Source organism: Dyella dinghuensis (assembly GCF_003977615.1).
GTDB classification, from domain to species: Bacteria; Pseudomonadota; Gammaproteobacteria; order Xanthomonadales; family Rhodanobacteraceae; genus Dyella_B; species Dyella_B dinghuensis.
In genome coordinates, this window is record NZ_RYZR01000002.1 from 272,094 (window position 1) to 288,800 (window position 16,707).

Genomic DNA, 16,707 nt, shown 5'->3' on the forward strand with positions numbered 1-16,707 from the left:
GAAGTCGAAAGCCTTTGTCTCGTTATCCCGGTGCGGCGGGGCTGTCTTCGCCGAGCGGGCCGAGGTTGCGAATCACCATGCTCTGCGGCGTCGAAAGCGGCAACTGCGCTTTTGCCAGCCGCGAGAGAATGTCGAACAGAATGTCACTCTTTACGGTGGACGCATCGCGCGGGCTGCGCACATAAGCAACGCCGGTGAACGTCATCGCGCTGCTGGTGATGTCGTCCAGGCTTACCGACGGTGCGGGCGTGGCGAGCGTTGCATGATTGTCTTGCAGCGCCTCCAGCATGATTTCGCGCATCTTGGCGGCATCGGTATCCAGTGGCATGGGCAAACTGAGTTTTACGCGACCGAGCGAATTGCCGTGTGTCACATTGCGCAGGTTCTGCGTGATGAATTGCGAGTTCGGCACGATCATCGTGGAGCGGTCGCTAAGCTGGATCTCCGTGGCGCGCACATTGATGCGACGAATATCGCCTTCCACACCCGGCATGCTTACCCAGTCGCCCACTTTTACCGGCTGCTCGGCGAGCAGAATCAAGCCGGAGATGAAGTTCGACACGATGGCCTGCAAACCAAAACCAATACCGACGGACAACGCGCTGGCGATCCACGTGATGCTCTGCAAGCTCACATCCGCCGTTTTAAGGGCGAGCGCAAAGACGATGACGACCGCGACATAACCCAGCAACGTGACGATCGAGTTCTGCATACCGACATCGAGCGACGTCTTGGGCAGCAATTGTTCGGAGAGCCAACGCTTGACGATGCGTACGATAAGCAGGCCCGCGATGAAAACCACGAGCGCCCTGAATACGGCGCCGGGATTGATCGTGAGCTTGCCAAAACTCAAATTGGTGAACGCTTGGCCGATATGCGAAAACAGATCGTTCGGACTACCGCCAAAAGGCATCAGCACGGTGCCGACGGCAATGATCAGAAGAAGTACGCGGCAAATGGCCGAAAGAACGGTCGCGGCTTGGTCCAGTGTCGCCGGAGCCACCCCGAACGTCGATTGAAGCCTCAAGCCACTGCGTCCCTTCGGCGACAAGAGTGCATCGAATAGATCGTGTTGGAAATGCGTGAGGATGTAGAGCGACGCCACGATCATGCCGACCCACAGCAGCTGCCACGAGATGAAGAAGCCGAACGCGATGTAGCCGATCAAGACCGAAAGCCACGCGAGGACGACTGCAACCACCGCGACACCGCCGAGTACGCCAACCCAAAGCGCATGCCGTTTGGGCTCTTTTTCGCCGTCCTGGCGCAAGGTGCGCCGAACGCGTTGAACGCGAAGCAACGCAAGACCAACGAGGCCGCTAATCAACAGCGCAAGGAATGCGCGTGTCGCAATGGCAGCGGGAAGGCTGGCCCCGGCAATGTTGTTCAGATGCTCGATCACGCCGAGCAGGAAGAAGGCGGCGCCGAGCACCCACGGGAACCAGCGCAGATCGCGCACGGTTTCCTCAGCCAGGGCAGGCAGCCGCCAGGACGGATGATGGTAGGAAAGCAACGCACGTCCGAGTCCGGCAACAAACGCAGCAAAAAACATGGTGCGTACGTTTTGCAGTGCGAACGTCATCAGATCGTCGTCGAGCGTCTCGTTCCAGTTGACGCCTTCGTATGCCAACCATGCGGCGACGCCAAACGATAGCGTGACAGTCAGCGTGAGGATCAAAGCCAGCGCGCTGCGGCGCAGATGGCCATCAGGCATGTATCGGCGCGTGATCATCAGCACAACGCGTTCCACCAGCCAGCGGCCGGGCACGACTAACAGCAGCGCGCCAATCAGGCACAGCACGAACGGCAAGCGATTCGGGGGCTGCCACGCCGTGCTGACACCATCGACGAACAAGCCTTCGACACGTTTGATATGAACGCTGTCTTCGGAGAAGGACTGCTTGAGGTTCGACCAGAACGCGACGCTGAGCGGTGTGCCATTGCGCGTGCTCAGTTGTGTCTGGAATTGTTCGTTTCGTGTCTCGGCAATCTGCGCTGTCAGCTTTACAGCATCCTGGCTCAACAACTGTGCTTGTTTGATTTCGCCATCGAGCTTGCTTTTGTCACGTTCAAGTTGGCGGCGTTGCTGACTGACCGCTGGGGTTTCCGGCGGTGCGCCAGCGGCGGGAGCGGGGCCAAGGACGGTAAGTCGTGCCTGCAGGCCATCCATCTCCGGTGTGAGCGTGGTGAGCCACTGATTTGCCTCTTGCTGCACTTCACCCGCTTGCGTGCGGAGATCGTTGAGCGGCTGCGTACTGTTCTTGTTCGTTAGCGTGGTCTTCAGACCATCCAGCTGCTTGCTGAGGCCGACGAGTGCCTGGGCCGGGTCTTGCGTCGTGCTTGCACTGGCGGGCGCAGACGACGAAGCGGCCGGATTCTGAGCATGCAGCAGGGACGACGCGCCAAAGACGAGTAAACCGATGGCGAGCGGAAGGGCAGAAAGCTTACGAAGAATGGTATGCATGCCGGGCATCATCCGAATGAGACGCCGGATGGTCAATTGTTCTTGCGCTGGTGGCCCTTTTTATAGGCAGTTAGCGTTCAGGCACGCGCCGATCGTGCTGTGTGCGAAGAAAATGTGACGGGTTGTGCGAGGAGGACCCTGTAATATGGGGTGCCCATCCCCATGTTGTTGTGGCACGCACAGGGACAGCACACGCCATGATTTTCCGCTGGTTCGAATCCTTGATCGACGCCTTCAAGGAGCCGGTCGACAGCATGCCGCCCAAATCGGTGTGGCACTTCTATGCCTTTTATCTGCGCCAGGTTTGGCCGGTGTTCCTTGCCGCCATTGTGGTGGGTTTTGGTGTGGCGTTGGTCGAAGTGTCGCTGTTTGGCTTCATCGGCAGCATTGTCGATATGGCCAAGGGTGTGCCTGACGGAAAGGTCTTCTTCCAGACGCACGGGCATGAGTTGCTGTGGATGGGTTTTGTGGCGCTGGTGCTCCGTCCCATCTTCATCGGCTTGCACGATCTGCTGGTCAATCAGGCTGTTGTGCCAAACCTCACCAATCGCATCCGCTGGCAGAACCATCGGTATGTGATTCGGCAAAGCTTGGGCTTCTTCCAGAACGATTATGCCGGCCGCATCGCCAATCGCATCATGCAGACCGGTGCGTCGTTGCGCGAATCTGCCGTACAGATTGTCGACGCGATCTGGTACGTCGCCATCTATACCGGCAGCGCTATCGTCATGTTCGCGAAGGCGGATGTGTGGCTGGCGGTGCCGCTCATTGTCTGGCTGTTTGCGTACGTCGGCACGCTTTCCATTTTCATTCCTCGCACGCGCGAGCGTTCGTGGCAGGCCTCCGAGGCGCGCTCGAAGTTGATGGGGCGCATCGTCGACGGCTATAGCAACGTGCTGACGCTCAAGTTGTTTGCGCATACCCAGCGTGAAGAGGCTTATGTCGCACAGGCGATGGAAGAGCAGACGCAAAAACTGCGTGGCATGACGCGTCTGACCACGGCGATGGATACCACCATCACCACGCTCAACGGTTTTCTCATCGTGGGGACGTCTGCCCTTGCGGTGTGGTTGTGGAGCCAGGGCAAAGTAACGGTGGGTGCGATCGCGTTGTCTACGGGACTGGTGATCCGCATCAACAACATGTCCGGCTGGATCATGTGGGTGGTCAACGGCATTTTCGAAAATGTCGGCACCGTGCAGGACGGCATTACGACCATCTCCCAGCCGCGCGCCGTGCAGGATCGCGACGGCGCCATGCCGCTCGAAGTGGTCGCGGGCGAGGTTCGCTTCGAAGATATCCATTTCCACTACGGCAAGCAGGGTGGCGTGATCACCGGCTTGAACCTGCATGTGCGGCCGGGTGAGAAGATCGGCCTCATTGGTCCATCGGGCGCTGGCAAATCCACGCTGGTGAATGTGTTACTGCGTTTGTATGATCTCGAAGGCGGTCACATCCGCATCGATGGCACAGATATCTCGCAAGTGACGCAGGAAAGCTTGCGTTCGCAGATCGGCGTGGTGACGCAGGATACGTCGTTGCTGCATCGTTCCGTGCGCGACAACTTGCTATATGGCCGCCCCGATGCCAGCGAAGCGCAATTGCTCGAAGCCGTTCGCAAGGCCCGCGCGGATGAATTCATCCCCAATCTGATCGATGGCGAAGAGCGCCGCGGTCTGGATGCGCATGTGGGCGAACGCGGCGTCAAGTTGTCCGGTGGACAGCGGCAGCGCATCGCCATTGCGCGCGTCTTGCTGAAGGACGCGCCGATTCTTGTGCTCGATGAAGCGACGTCGGCACTGGATTCCGAAGTCGAGGCGGCCATTCAAGAAAGCCTGGAATTGCTGATGCAAGGCAAGACCGTGATAGCGATTGCTCATCGCCTTTCGACCATTGCACGCATGGATCGTCTTGTCGTGATGGACAAGGGGCATGTGGTGGAAAGCGGAACGCACGCCGAGCTGATTGCGCACGGCGGTTTGTATGCGCGCTTGTGGCAACGGCAGACGGGCGGCTTTGTCGCCGCGGATGACGCGCTGGTTTAAGGCGCGTCATCCGCAGGATGTTTAGGCGGAGGGCGACTTTTTCCCCAGGTGCCTCGACACTTCCCGCGCCTCGCGCAGCCTTCTGGCGTGCGCGGCGAGCAAATCACCGCGCGTCACAATCCCGACCATGCGATGTGGCGCCGTTGGGCTTACCACTACAAGGCGACCCACGCCTGCCTCGACCATATGATCGGCGGCTTCACGTAGCGTGTGATCTTCGCGCACCACCAAGGGCGCGCGCTGTATCAGAGAACCCGCTTTCGTTTCATTGCTCAGGGTCGTGTCGTACAACTGGCGGCGCGTGATCACGCCAAGCAGTTGCCCATTGTCGTCGACAACCGGAAAGCCCTGATGCTTGGTCGGTACCGCTTCCGAAGCCAGCCACGTGCGGATGTCGGCAATGGTCTGACTCGCCTGCAAACTGACAACCTGGCGGCTGCACGCATCGCGTACATAAATCTGATCCAGATAGTCGGCCGCGTAATCGGAAGGAACACGTACACCGCGGCGCACGATTTTTTCCGTCATGATCGTATTGCGCATGATCAGGCCTGAAATCAGATAGGCCGCCGCGCACGCGCCTAGCAGAGGCAGTAATCCGTGCGGCTGCTGGGTGGTTTCGAACGCAAACACCACGGATGTTAGAAATGCACGCGATGCACCCGCGAAGATCGCAGCCATACATACCAGCGCCGACATGCGCGGGTCGATGTGGAGGGCTGGTACTGCAGCAGCGAGCCAAATACCCAGTACGCCACCCATCGCGCCGCCAATCGTAAAGAGCGGCGCCAGCGTACCGCCGGAGGTTCCGCTTCCCAGCGCGACGGACCATGAGAGCAGTTTCAGCAGACACAGAGCGAGCATCACGCCAAGACTCATCTGCCCGGCAAGCACCGCGGCGATGTTGGTGTAACCCACGCCCAGCGTCAGCGGCATGAAGTAACCGACGATGCCCACGACAAAGCCGCCCAGCGCGGGCCACCACATCCAATGAATCGGCAACTTCTCGAAGCCATCTTCGATGGCATAGGTGAGACGCGTAATGCCGACGCTTGCCACACCCACGATCAAGCCGAGCAATACGTAAACGGCGAGGGCAGGAAGCGACGGCGTGGCGATGTCCGGCATCGGAAACATCGGCTGATTGCCTTCCAGCAGGTAACGAACGCCGGTGCCGACCGTTGCAGCCAGTGCAACGGGAATCAACGAGCGCGCGCGGCGTTCGAACAGCAGCAATTCAATGGACAGCAACACCGCGGAAATCGGTGCTGAAAACACGGCAGCCATGCCTGCCGCAGCGCCCGAGGCCAGCAATGTCTTGCGCTCATCCGCGGTGACATGCATCCACTGTGCGATCAGCGAACCGAGCGCGCCGCCGGTCGCGATAATCGGGCCTTCTGCGCCGAACGGGCCGCCCGTGCCGATCGCGATGGCCGATGAAACGGGTTTGAGCCATGTAATGCGCGGTGGAATACGGCTCTCGTTGAGCAACACTTGTTCCATCGCTTCGGGAATGCCGTGACCACGGATCGCGCGCGAACCCCATCGCGCCATCGCGCCAACGATCAAACCCCCAACCACCGGCACGAAAATGGCCAGCAGGCCAAGGTGATTGCCCGCCGGGCTCACAAAATCGAAGCTCCAGCGACCGTAAAAGGCGAGATTCGTCACCAAGCCGATCAAGGCGGTGAGTACCTTCGCGACGCCTGCCACCACGGCACCCAAAAGCATCGCGACGAAGCTGATCCAGAGAACACGGCTATCCAGCGGCCGAAATTGCCGTGGCATGTGGGCCGCGGCGAGGGTTGGGTCCAGGGAGGGAGCTAAGGGTAGCGATGCGCGGGTGTGTTGTTCGTTTTTTTCGGTCTGCATCGCTTGAGCCAGCTTGTAGGTGGCGAAAGGTTAGTGAGATCGCGGCGCAAAAGCTGGCTGGAAAATGAACGGGGTGCCGTCAGCTTGCCAAGTGCTTCTTTCGCAAAGTACTTGACTCTGGACCTTGATCAAGGGTCTAGACTTTCACCATGACCACTCCCACGCCTTCTCTGACCATCGGTACCGTCGCCAAGCGCGCGGGCGTTCCCATCGACACTATCCGCTACTACGAGCGTGAAGGCCTGCTGCCCGAACCGCTGCGGCGTGCATCGGGTTACCGCAGTTACAACGAGTCTGCGATAAGCCGGTTGCGCTTTATCCGCCGTGCCAAGGATCTGGGTTTCACCCTGGAGGAAATTCGCGACCTGCTTGCGTTATCTGCCGACCGCCATCGCGGCGTGAAAGCGGTGCGGCAACGTGCCGAGCAGCGTCTGGCGAGCATCGACGCACGCATCGCCGAACTCACGCGCATACGCAAGGGCCTGGAGCAATTGATCGAAGCATGTCCTGGCCGCGGCGATCCGGAGCAATGCCCGATCCTGCGTGCGTTGGCCGATGAGGAGTCGCAAGCATGAGCGAGCATGGCGCGTGCTGTCATGCGACTGGCAACGAGGCGCGAGATCCGATCTGCGGCATGAGTGTCGATGTCGCAACGGCACAACACGTTAGCGAGTACGACGGCAACACATTCTATTTTTGCTGCGGCGGTTGCAAGACAAAGTTCGATGCCGATCCTGCGCGTTACGCGCAGGCAAAGCCGGTTGCCTTCGCCATGCAACCGAAGACCTTACATGTGCTTTCGGCGCACGATGCCGCACACGCGCATGAAGCGAAAAAGCTGGCGAAAGATCCCGTCTGTGGCATGACGGTTGATCCTGCCACGACACCGCATCGCGCCGAACATAACGGTCATACGCACTATTTCTGCGCAGCAAGCTGCCAGCAGAAATTCATCGCCGACCCCGATAAATACTTGCAGGAACATCGCGAACCTGCGGCGGCTGTGCCCGGCGCTATCTATACATGCCCAATGCATCCGGAAGTACAGCAGGATGGTCCCGGCGATTGCCCGCTATGCGGCATGGCGCTGGAACCCATGATGCCAAGTCTGGAACACGACGATGCGGCTGAACTCCATGCGATGGCGCGTCGCTTCTGGGCATTGACGGGTTTGACGCTTCCGGTATTCGTCATCGCGATGCTGCCGCATATGACTTCGATGCAATGGCCATCGGCGTGGATGGGTGCTGTTGGTTGGACCGAGGCGGCGCTTGCCAGCATCGTCGTGCTATGGGGCGGGGCGTCGTTCTTCGCGCGTGGTTGGCGTTCTCTGAAACCGTGGCAACCGAACATGTACACGCTGATCGCCATCGGTACAGGCGTGGCGTGGGTATACAGTGTGCTGGCGTTCCTGTTCCCGCAGATGTTTCCACCGGGCTTTCATGACATGCATGGACATGTCGCGGTTTACTTTGAATCCGCTGCCGTCATCGTCACGCTGGTGACGCTTGGCGATTTCCTCGAGTGGCGCGCACGGCGACGCACGGGCGAGGCGCTGAAGGCTTTGCTGGGCCTCACGCCCAAAACGGCGAGGCGCTTGTGTGGCGAAACGGAAGAAAGCGACATTCCCATCGACGACGTGCAGGTGGGCGACTTGTTGCGTATTCGTCCGGGCGAAAAAGTACCTGTTGATGGCGTCGTGCTGAGTGGTACGAGTCAGGTGGACGAATCCATGCTGACGGGCGAGCCGATGCCAGTAGAGAAAAAGGCAGGCAATGTGCTAACCGGCGGCACCGTGAATCGCGATGGCGCACTGACGATGCGTGCGGAGAAGGTCGGTGCATCGACGGTGCTCTCGCAGATCGTCGCGCAGGTCGCGCGGGCGCAACGCAGCAAGGCGCCACTGCAACGTGTGGCTGATCGTGTGGCTGCATGGTTCGTACCCGTTGTCATTGCGGTCGCGGTGCTCGCTTTTGGCTGCTGGGCCTGGTTCGGGCCCGAGCCTCGCTTCGCGCACGCGTTGATTGCGGCGGTATCTGTCCTGATCGTGGCATGCCCTTGTGCACTGGGCTTGGCGACGCCTATTTCCATCATGGTGGCGAGCGGACGAGGTGCTCAGCAAGGCTTGCTGTTCAAGGACGCCGCTGCAATCGAGACCATGCGCGATGTCGATACGCTCGTCGTCGATAAAACCGGTACGTTGACCGAAGGCAAGCCGTCGCTGGCGTCCATCGTTGCACTTGGACAGGACAGTCGAGAAAACCTGCTGATGCTCGCCGCTAGCCTGGAGCAATCAAGCGAACATCCTTTGGCGAAAGCCATTCTTGATGCAGCGAAGGTGGAGCAGGCGTCACTCGTCCGCCCGACAGATTTTCATGTGCTTGCCGGTGGTGGCGTGTATGGCCGAGTGATGCACAACGATGTTGCGTTCGGCAACGCACGAATGATGGATGAGCGAGGCGTCATGCTTGATGGAGAAGCCATCGTCAAAGCCGATGCGTTGCGTGAGGAAGGTTCCACCGTGATGATGCTGGCGGTGGATGGCAAGCTTGCTGGATTGTTTGCGGTGAGCGATCGCATCAAATCGGATACGCCTTCGGCCATCGCCGATCTCAAGGCGTCGGGTTTGCATGTGGTGATGCTGACGGGCGACAACGCCACTACCGCCAACAAGGTTGCGCGTGCGTTAGGCATCGAAGACGTGCATGCCGATGTTTCCCCATCCGGCAAGGCACAAGTGATCGAAACGCTGCGCAAGCAGGGCAGGCGTGTCGCCATGGCCGGTGACGGTATCAATGACGCGCCCGCACTGGTCGCTGCCGATATCGGTATCGCCATGGGGCACGGCACGGACGTGGCCATGGAAAGCGCGCAACTTACTTTGGTGAAAGGGCAGCTCAGCGGCATTCTGCAAGCGCGCACGTTGTCTCAGGCGACGGTACGCAACATTCGGCAGAACCTGTTCTTTGCCTTTATCTACAATGCACTTGGCGTGCCGTTGGCGGCCGGGGTGTTGTATCCGGCATTCGGCATCGTGCTGTCGCCCATGATCGCGGCATTCGCCATGAGTTTGTCGTCGGTGTCGGTGGTGAGCAACGCCTTGCGTCTGCGGCGCACGGCGTGATTGCCGTAGGGTTTCGATCTGCATGACGACTGTCAGATGCGATGGATGACGTACGCGCCTGCCGCCAAAAGCGCTTCAGCAGGATGATTTCTCCCGCACCACAGGGGTGCGGGAGGACACGCCATGAACACCGTCAACAACGCACGCAGTACGCTCGATAAATACCTGCCGCTGCTGGTAGGCCTCCTGGCCGCATGGTTGGCCGGCAAAGCATTGCAGCGCGCTTTCTGGAGCATGTTCGGTATGTATTGGGCACTGCGCGCATCGGGGATCCATCTGTTCTAAAAGGATTGTGCGCAGCCGCCGCTGCCCTTATGGTTCGCGGGCCCGTAACCGGAGTCCCGCGTGAAGCCCACAACCCTCGCCGAATGGTTGGATTATCAACAGCGCATTCATCCGCTGGGCGTGGATCTAGGCTTGGATCGGGTCGGCGCTGTTTGGCAGCGCATGGGAGCGCCAACCCTGGCACGGCGCGTGATCACGGTCGGTGGTACGAACGGTAAGGGTTCGACGGTCGCCTTTCTTGAAAACATGCTGGCAGCGGCTGGGCTGGGAGTGGGTTGTTACACGTCGCCGCATCTGATGCGCTACAACGAACGCATTCGCATTGCCGGTGCCGATGCCGGCGATGCTGCGTTGATTCAGAGCTTCGAGCGCATCGAGGCTGCGCGTGGCGATATTCCTCTGACCTACTTCGAATTCGGCACGCTTGCTGCGTTCGATCTGTTCTCGCGCGCGGATCTTGATGTGGCTGTGCTGGAGGTGGGTCTTGGCGGCCGGCTCGACGCCGTAAATCTGGTCGATGCCGATGCCGTGGTGATCACGACCGTGGATCTCGATCACGTGGAATGGTTAGGACCGGACCGCGACAGCATCGGCCGTGAGAAGGCGGGCATTGCTCGTCGCGACAAACCGGCGATTGTGGGTGAGTTACAGCCGCCGGAAGGCTTGCTCAACACGTTGGCGTCGATTGGCGCGCGCCTGGAAAGAGCAGGGAGCCATTTCAATTTCGAACGGTCCACCCACCGCTGGCGTTGGCAGCATCGCGATGGCACCACGCTTACGCTGCCCGATCCCGAACTTGCAGCGCCCGTGCAATACGCCAATGCATCGGCCGCTATTGCTGCATTGCATGCATTGCACGTCGTAAACACCAATGAGCTGGAGCGCGTTGCCGCCGCGGGCATGCATATGCCACGTGCGCCTGCGCGCCTTCAGTCGCTGGGTGGCGATCCGGTATTGATTGTCGATGTGGGGCACAACCCTCAAGCGGCCAGAGCCCTTGCCGATTGGCTCGATACGCAACCGGCCGGTCATGTGCATGCGGTGTACGGCGCCCTCTCCGATAAAGATGTCGGTGGCGTGATGACGGCACTGGGTGCGCGCATCACGCACTGGCATCTGGCAGGACTGGATCGCGACACGGAGCGCGGTTTACCGGCGGCGGTCATCGCTGGCGTGTTGCAACAGGTGTTGCCGCGCGCGTCGTTCGATACGTACGCCGACGTGCAGCATGCACTTCGCGCGGCACACGCCTCCGCCCGGCATGGCGAGCGCATTCTTGCGTTCGGCTCCTTTTTCGTTGCCGCGGCGGTCATCGCAGCAACGGCTGGCTGAACCGACGATGGAATTCTCTCCGTGCCCGGCGGCGCGGACAGGTATAATCGCCGCGCCACACACAAGCTGGTTGACTGGAGTCCATCTTGAACACACGCCTCTTGGGAGCTGCCGTCATCGTTGCACTGGCAATCCTGTTCGTGCCGATGTTCATCCCGAGCAAGTCGCCGTCGACGAGCACCAGCGATCAATCGGTCTCCCTGACGATTCCTCCGGCGCCCGACAGCAATCTCCAGACCAAGACGATGAGCCTCTCGGGGCAGCCGGCCAGCGGTGCGTCCAGCGTTGCGCCAGCCACAACCGTGGCGCCCAATGCCAACGGCCTGGCGACGGTGAGCATTCCCTCCAGCCGGCCGCAGAATCCGGCAACCGCAGCGGCACCGGCCATTCCCACGCCTGTGCAGCCGCCCCAGCCAACGCCGCAGCCGGCGCAACCCGCTATTCAGACGCCCACGGCCAACGTCGCCTCCAGCACCCCAGCCATCGCACCCCAGCCCACGCCGCCAGCGTTGCCGCCGGCCACTGCTGCGCGGGGCATCTACGCCGTCAACCTCAGCGCCTATGCGCCCGATGGCGCCAATCGCTTGATACAGCGCGTCCGCGCGCTCGGCTATCCGGCGCATGGCGAGCCGATCCAACGCGCCGGCAAGAGCCTGACCCTGGTCAGCGCCGGCCCCTTTGAAACCCGTGCAGTCGCGGAAGCGGCGAGACTGAAGATCGCCCAATCGATACCGGGCGCGCCGGCCCGTCTCGAAGCGGGCGCCAACACGCCACAGGGCGATGTCCCTGCGCCTGCGACTGCCGGGCCGACCAGAGCAGGCGCCTGGGCGGTGCAGGTCGCTGCCATGGGCAGCCAAACGGACGCCCTGGCGCTGCGCGACAAGCTGCGCGCCAACGGTTTTGATGGCTTTGTAGATTCGGTGAATGCAGGCGGCAGGCAGCTCTGGCGCGTGCGTGCCGGCCCCCAAACCCAGCGCAGCGATGCGGTGAGCCTGCGCGACCAGATCAAGGCGAAGCTCGGCCTCGACGGTAACGTCGTCAGCGCCAACTGACCCCACTCCGGACTGGAATCCAGACAATGAACGCGGTCGACGTCATCATCATCGCGGTATTGCTGCTGTCGGTCCTTGTAGGGCTCTGGCGCGGCCTCATATCAGAGGTCCTGGCCCTGCTCACGTGGATCGCGGCGTTTTGGGTGGCATGGAAGTTCGGGCCCGGTGTTTCGGCCCACTTTGACCGGATGATCCAGACGCCGGTATTGCGGCTGGTGGTCGGATACGGCCTTTGCTTCATCGCGGTGCTGATTGTCGGCGCGCTGGTTCGGTTCGGTATTCAGACGCTGGTGGATAGTACGGGTCTGGGCGGTACGGATCGCCTGCTCGGTATGATTTTCGGATTTGCGCGCGGCCTTTTGTTGGTGACGCTCATTGTGTTCCTGGTTGGTCTGACATCGTTCGCGCGCGAGCCGATGTGGCAGCAGTCGACATTGCTGCCGCAGTTCAAGGGTCTTGCTGCATGGCTGGAAGAGCAGTTGCCAGCGAACGTACGCGAGCACTTGCATCCGGACGACGTACCCGAACGCCTGAAGAATCTGCAAAACGTGTTGCCGCGCGCACTGCAAACACCGGCACACGACACGACTTCACCGGCTGCTGCTTCGAGCGCGGCCGGTACAACGCATTGACAAGTAACAGGTAGCAGCACCATGTGCGGAATCATTGGCATTGTCGGTACCACCGAGGTGGCATCGGCGCTTTATGACGGCCTGACCGTCCTGCAGCATCGCGGGCAGGACGCAGCCGGCATCGCGACCGTGGACGGGGCGCGATTGAGACTGCACAAGGACAACGGATTGGTGCGCGACGTCTTCACCCAGTCGACGATGAGCCGCCTGGGCGGCCGCATCGGCATTGGCCACTGCCGTTATCCGACGGCAGGCTCGGAAGGTTCTTCCGAGTCGCAACCGTTTTATGTGAATTCGCCTTACGGCATTGCCTTCGCGCACAACGGCAATCTGGTGAATACCGAAACATTGCGCCGTGAAATGTTCGAAGACGATCGCCGGCACATCAACACCGACTCGGATTCCGAAGTGCTGCTCAACGTGCTCGCGCACGAATTGCAGATCCAGGATCGCATGGCGTTGACGCCCGATCACATCTTCAAGGCCGTCGCCGGCGTGCATGCGCGTGCGCGTGGCGGTTATGCGTGCCTGGCTCTGCTGCTCGGCTACGGACTGCTTGCGTTCCGCGACCCGAATGGCATTCGTCCGCTGGTGATCGGCGAGCGCGTGACGCCGGAAGGCCGCGAATACGCCGTAACATCCGAATCCGTCGCGCTGGACATCCTCGGCTTCAAGCGTCTGCGCGACGTGGCGCCGGGCGAAGCGGTATTCATCACCGATGACGGCCAGTTGCATACGCGCATGTGTGCCGACGGTGCGGTGCATGCGCCGTGCATTTTCGAATACGTCTACCTTGCGCGTCCCGATTCGATGATCGAGAACGTGTCGGTTTACAAAGCCCGTTTGCGCATGGGCCAGAAGCTCGCGGAGAAGATTCTGCGCGAGCGCCCCGATCACGGTATCGATGCGGTGATTCCGATTCCCGACACCGCGCGCACCGCAGCGAGCGCACTTGCCGAAGAACTCGGCGTGCCGTTCCGCGAAGGCTTCGTCAAGAATCGCTACATCGGCCGCACCTTCATCATGCCGGGGCAGGGCGAGCGCGTGAAATCCGTGCGCCGCAAGCTCAATCCGGTCGAGCTGGAATTCCGCAAGAAGAACGTGCTGCTGGTCGACGATTCCATCGTGCGCGGCACCACGTCGCGGCAGATCATCCAGATGGCGCGCGACGCTGGCGCGAAGAATGTGTACTTTGCCTCGGCGGCCCCGCCGGTTCGCTATCCGAACGTGTATGGCATCGACATGCCTGCGGCATCCGAACTGATTGCGGCGGGTCATACCGAGAAAGAAGTCGAAAAGATGCTCGGTGCGGACTGGCTGATCTATCAGGATCTGCAGGATCTGATCTGGGCCGTGCAGGACGGCAACGAGAAAATCAAACATTTCGATACATCGTGCTTCTCGGGCGAATACGTCACCGGTCTCGATCAGCAGTACCTGCAGCAGATCGAAATGCTGCGCTCGGACGATGCCAAGGCCGCTCGCCGCAGTGCGTAATGCGTGTCTCTCTCCCAACGTGGAGAGAGAGGCCCGCCAAGGGTGTTTGAAGCGCTCGTCATGACGAATCTGCACGCTGCCGCCAAGCGTTGCCTTGACGCTCGCGACCCTGCTGAAAAATTGCGTCTTACGCATGCAGCGTGGGATGCATTGCAGTCGGGCGCTTTGTCCGCCGATTACGCAGCGCCCGAGCCGGAACCTATTGGCGATCCGGGTCGCCCCGAGCGCCCGCTACTAGTCCCGCAACGGCAAGTTCCACATCGTGGCCTTGGCACGCCCGAAGGTCGCGCAGCGTTGGTGCATGCGGTGGCGCACATCGAATTCAACGCTATCAATCTCGCTTGGGATGCGGTCTATCGGTTCCGCGGCATGCCTGACGAGTACTACCGCGACTGGGCAAGCTGCGCGAATGATGAAGCGCGTCATTTTGCGATGCTATCCACGCGACTTGCGGAGTTGGGTCACGGCTACGGCGACTTCGACGCCCACAACGGTTTGTGGGAAATGGCAGAGAAGACCGCGCACTACGACACGGCGCGCATGGCACTTGTTCCGCGTGTGCTGGAAGCGCGCGGGCTGGATGTTACGCCAGGCATGATCGAACGTCTTCGCGCCGTCGGTGATGAAGGCACCATCGCAATTCTTGAAGTCATTCTGCGCGAAGAAGTTGCACACGTAGCCGCTGGCACGCGATGGTTCCGCTGGTGCTGCGAGCGTGATGGGCTGGATCCGCGCGAAACGTTTCTGGATATGCTGCGCGATTACATGGGTCGCAACCTGCGCGGCCCGTTCAATCGGCCCGCTCGTTTGCAAGCGGGGTTCGATGAAAGCGAGCTCGATCAGCTAACGGCGTTGGCGCTAGCCAGCTAGGCCTCAATTACCACACCGTCATTCCGGCGAAGGCCGGAATCCAGTGACTTCAGTCTTTGGACCGTGTCGCCCTAAACGCGCTGTCTCCACTGGATTCCGGCCTGCGCCGGAATGACGAGCGGGGCGTTACGGCTTGCGGAATTTGTAAATGAACTTATCCGTCTTGCCCTTGATCGCCGGATTGAAAATCGCCAGCGTGTGGTCATCCGCCGGATTAGCCAGCACATCGCTTTCGCCAACGAACTGAAAACCCGCAGCGGTGACTTCCGCCTTCACAACTGCGGGGTCGATACGATGCAGATCATTCGTCTTCGACGTACCCGTTCCTGCAGCCGCTGCAGCATCAAGCACGATATAGACACCACCCGGCTTGAGCGCATTGAAAATGGCCTTGTTGATATGCGCCACGTCCGGCGATCCCATAAAAGGATCGTGCAAGTCGTGATAGTTCTGCGACGTCCACACCATGTCGACGTTCTTGGGCAACTGCAATGAGGCAATCGGTTGCACAAGAACCGCCACGTTCTGGTAGTCCGGCGTTCCTGCAAAACTCTTCACGCTTTTCAGAAACTTGGGATTGGCCTTGTCCATCTCCGTCGGTTGCACGGCATAGACCGCGCCTTGCGCGCCGACAATCCTGCTGAAAAGACGCGTGTAGTACCCATAGCCCGGCATCAGATCGATCACCTTGTCACCGGGTTTGATCCCGCTGAACTGCAGCACCTCCACCGGCTTGCGATTCGCATCCTGCGCACGGTCTTCCGCCGGCCGATTGGTGAAAGCGATAGCTTTCGCAATAAATGACGGATTGGCCATTTGCGCTTTCACGGGCGCACTTGCGCCTGCCACCAACGCGGCGGCTGCGATAAACAAACCATAGAGCTTCATGCGACGATCTCCAGACTGCCAGTGGGGATGCAGGGGTTTCAGAGTGTCTTGCTCGCATCATCGGGGATGCGGGTGTCCACGGCAATCCAGTTCACTTCCCAGGTCTTGCCGCCATCAGCGGAATAAGACCACACCGAACGACATGAATTTGGCGTGATGTCCGACCAGACGTTTTTTACCAGAATCGCACGCCCGTTGTATGTCTCCTGGTCGATGAATTCACCACGTCCATTCTTAAACTCGCCGTACATCGGTACACCAAGCGTCCCGTCGGTGCTGCGGGCAAAGTTGAGACTCCATTGGCGCGTCGTCGGGTTGTAGAGACGCAGCGATAGCGCCTCGATATGGCCGCCGGGGCCATCGATTTCCAGTACGCCGATGTTGGCGCGGCCACTCCAGATTTTGCGTACGACATGGGTGCCATCGTATTGCACCCAGGTTTTCGATCCCGATAGCGGGTTCACCAGGCGTGAGATGTGCGTTTTCCACGCGCCGATGTTGAAGTCGAAATCGTGCTGCCCATCAGTCGCTGAAAGTGTGGTAGTTGTCAGCTCGGTGTAACCCTTGAGCGGCGCGATGCACGCAACCAAAGCAGCGGTAAATATCACGGCCCGCAAACGTTGTGACGCAGTCATAGACGCCTCCG

At 60.4% G+C, this 16,707-nt stretch carries 13 protein-coding genes; 9 read left to right on the forward strand and 4 right to left on the reverse strand.

Annotated elements, in window-relative coordinates:
- Window positions 1–22 precede the first annotated feature (22 nt).
- On the reverse strand, window positions 23–2,464 hold the full coding sequence (locus EKH79_RS02290; RefSeq protein ID WP_126672165.1) for a DUF3772 domain-containing protein: 2,442 nt from the start codon (window positions 2,462–2,464) through the stop codon (window positions 23–25).
- 200 nt (window positions 2,465–2,664) lie between these two features.
- Here EKH79_RS02290 and EKH79_RS02295 point away from each other — a divergent pair, with 200 nt between their 5' ends.
- Complete coding sequence (locus EKH79_RS02295) at window positions 2,665–4,509, forward strand: ABC transporter ATP-binding protein (protein WP_199754107.1); 1,845 nt, start codon at window positions 2,665–2,667, stop codon at window positions 4,507–4,509.
- Window positions 4,510–4,530: 21 nt separating this feature from the next.
- Here EKH79_RS02295 and EKH79_RS02300 read toward each other — a convergent pair whose 3' ends face one another.
- Window positions 4,531–6,297 carry a chloride channel protein gene (locus tag EKH79_RS02300; protein ID WP_126672167.1) on the reverse strand — a complete coding sequence of 589 codons (1,767 nt, stop codon included), beginning with the start codon at window positions 6,295–6,297 and terminating at the stop codon, window positions 4,531–4,533.
- A 233-nt stretch (window positions 6,298–6,530) separates the two neighbouring features.
- Between EKH79_RS02300 and EKH79_RS02305 the strand changes: the two genes are divergently transcribed.
- The 8 genes from EKH79_RS02305 to EKH79_RS02335 all read left to right on the forward strand — a co-directional run bounded on the left by EKH79_RS02305 (window position 6,531) and on the right by EKH79_RS02335 (window position 15,173).
- Window positions 6,531–6,956, forward strand: a complete 426-nt coding sequence (locus tag EKH79_RS02305; RefSeq protein WP_126672168.1) for a heavy metal-responsive transcriptional regulator — start codon at window positions 6,531–6,533, stop codon at window positions 6,954–6,956.
- Complete coding sequence (locus EKH79_RS02310; RefSeq protein WP_126672169.1) at window positions 6,953–9,505, forward strand: heavy metal translocating P-type ATPase; 2,553 nt, start codon at window positions 6,953–6,955, stop codon at window positions 9,503–9,505. The genes EKH79_RS02305 and EKH79_RS02310 overlap by 4 nt, the downstream gene beginning before the upstream one ends.
- Window positions 9,506–9,628: 123 nt before the next feature.
- Window positions 9,629–9,790: a hypothetical protein gene (locus tag EKH79_RS18930; protein WP_199754093.1), complete on the forward strand. Its 162-nt coding sequence runs from the start codon at window positions 9,629–9,631 to the stop codon at window positions 9,788–9,790.
- A gap of 60 nt (window positions 9,791–9,850) precedes the next feature.
- On the forward strand, window positions 9,851–11,122 hold the full coding sequence (gene folC / locus EKH79_RS02315) for a bifunctional tetrahydrofolate synthase/dihydrofolate synthase (RefSeq protein ID WP_126672170.1): 1,272 nt from the start codon (window positions 9,851–9,853) through the stop codon (window positions 11,120–11,122).
- 86 nt (window positions 11,123–11,208) lie between these two features.
- A complete protein-coding gene (locus tag EKH79_RS02320) occupies window positions 11,209–12,174 on the forward strand; it encodes an SPOR domain-containing protein (RefSeq protein WP_126672171.1) in 966 nt (321 codons plus the stop codon).
- A 26-nt stretch (window positions 12,175–12,200) separates the two neighbouring features.
- On the forward strand, window positions 12,201–12,806 hold the full coding sequence (locus EKH79_RS02325; protein ID WP_126672172.1) for a CvpA family protein: 606 nt from the start codon (window positions 12,201–12,203) through the stop codon (window positions 12,804–12,806).
- A gap of 21 nt (window positions 12,807–12,827) precedes the next feature.
- Window positions 12,828–14,303 carry an amidophosphoribosyltransferase gene (gene purF / locus EKH79_RS02330; RefSeq protein ID WP_126672173.1) on the forward strand — a complete coding sequence of 492 codons (1,476 nt, stop codon included), beginning with the start codon at window positions 12,828–12,830 and terminating at the stop codon, window positions 14,301–14,303.
- Between the two features lie 60 nt (window positions 14,304–14,363).
- A complete protein-coding gene (locus EKH79_RS02335) occupies window positions 14,364–15,173 on the forward strand; it encodes a ferritin-like domain-containing protein (RefSeq protein ID WP_126672174.1) in 810 nt (269 codons plus the stop codon).
- A 126-nt stretch (window positions 15,174–15,299) separates the two neighbouring features.
- Here EKH79_RS02335 and EKH79_RS02340 read toward each other — a convergent pair whose 3' ends face one another.
- Together EKH79_RS02340 and EKH79_RS02345 are read right to left on the reverse strand one after the other, a co-directional pair.
- Window positions 15,300–16,061: a class I SAM-dependent methyltransferase gene (locus EKH79_RS02340; protein ID WP_126672175.1), complete on the reverse strand. Its 762-nt coding sequence runs from the start codon at window positions 16,059–16,061 to the stop codon at window positions 15,300–15,302.
- A 38-nt stretch (window positions 16,062–16,099) separates the two neighbouring features.
- Window positions 16,100–16,696 (reverse strand): hypothetical protein, encoded by a 597-nt coding sequence (locus EKH79_RS02345; RefSeq protein ID WP_126672176.1) that lies wholly within the window; start codon window positions 16,694–16,696, stop codon window positions 16,100–16,102.
- Between the last annotated feature and the right edge of the window lie 11 nt (window positions 16,697–16,707).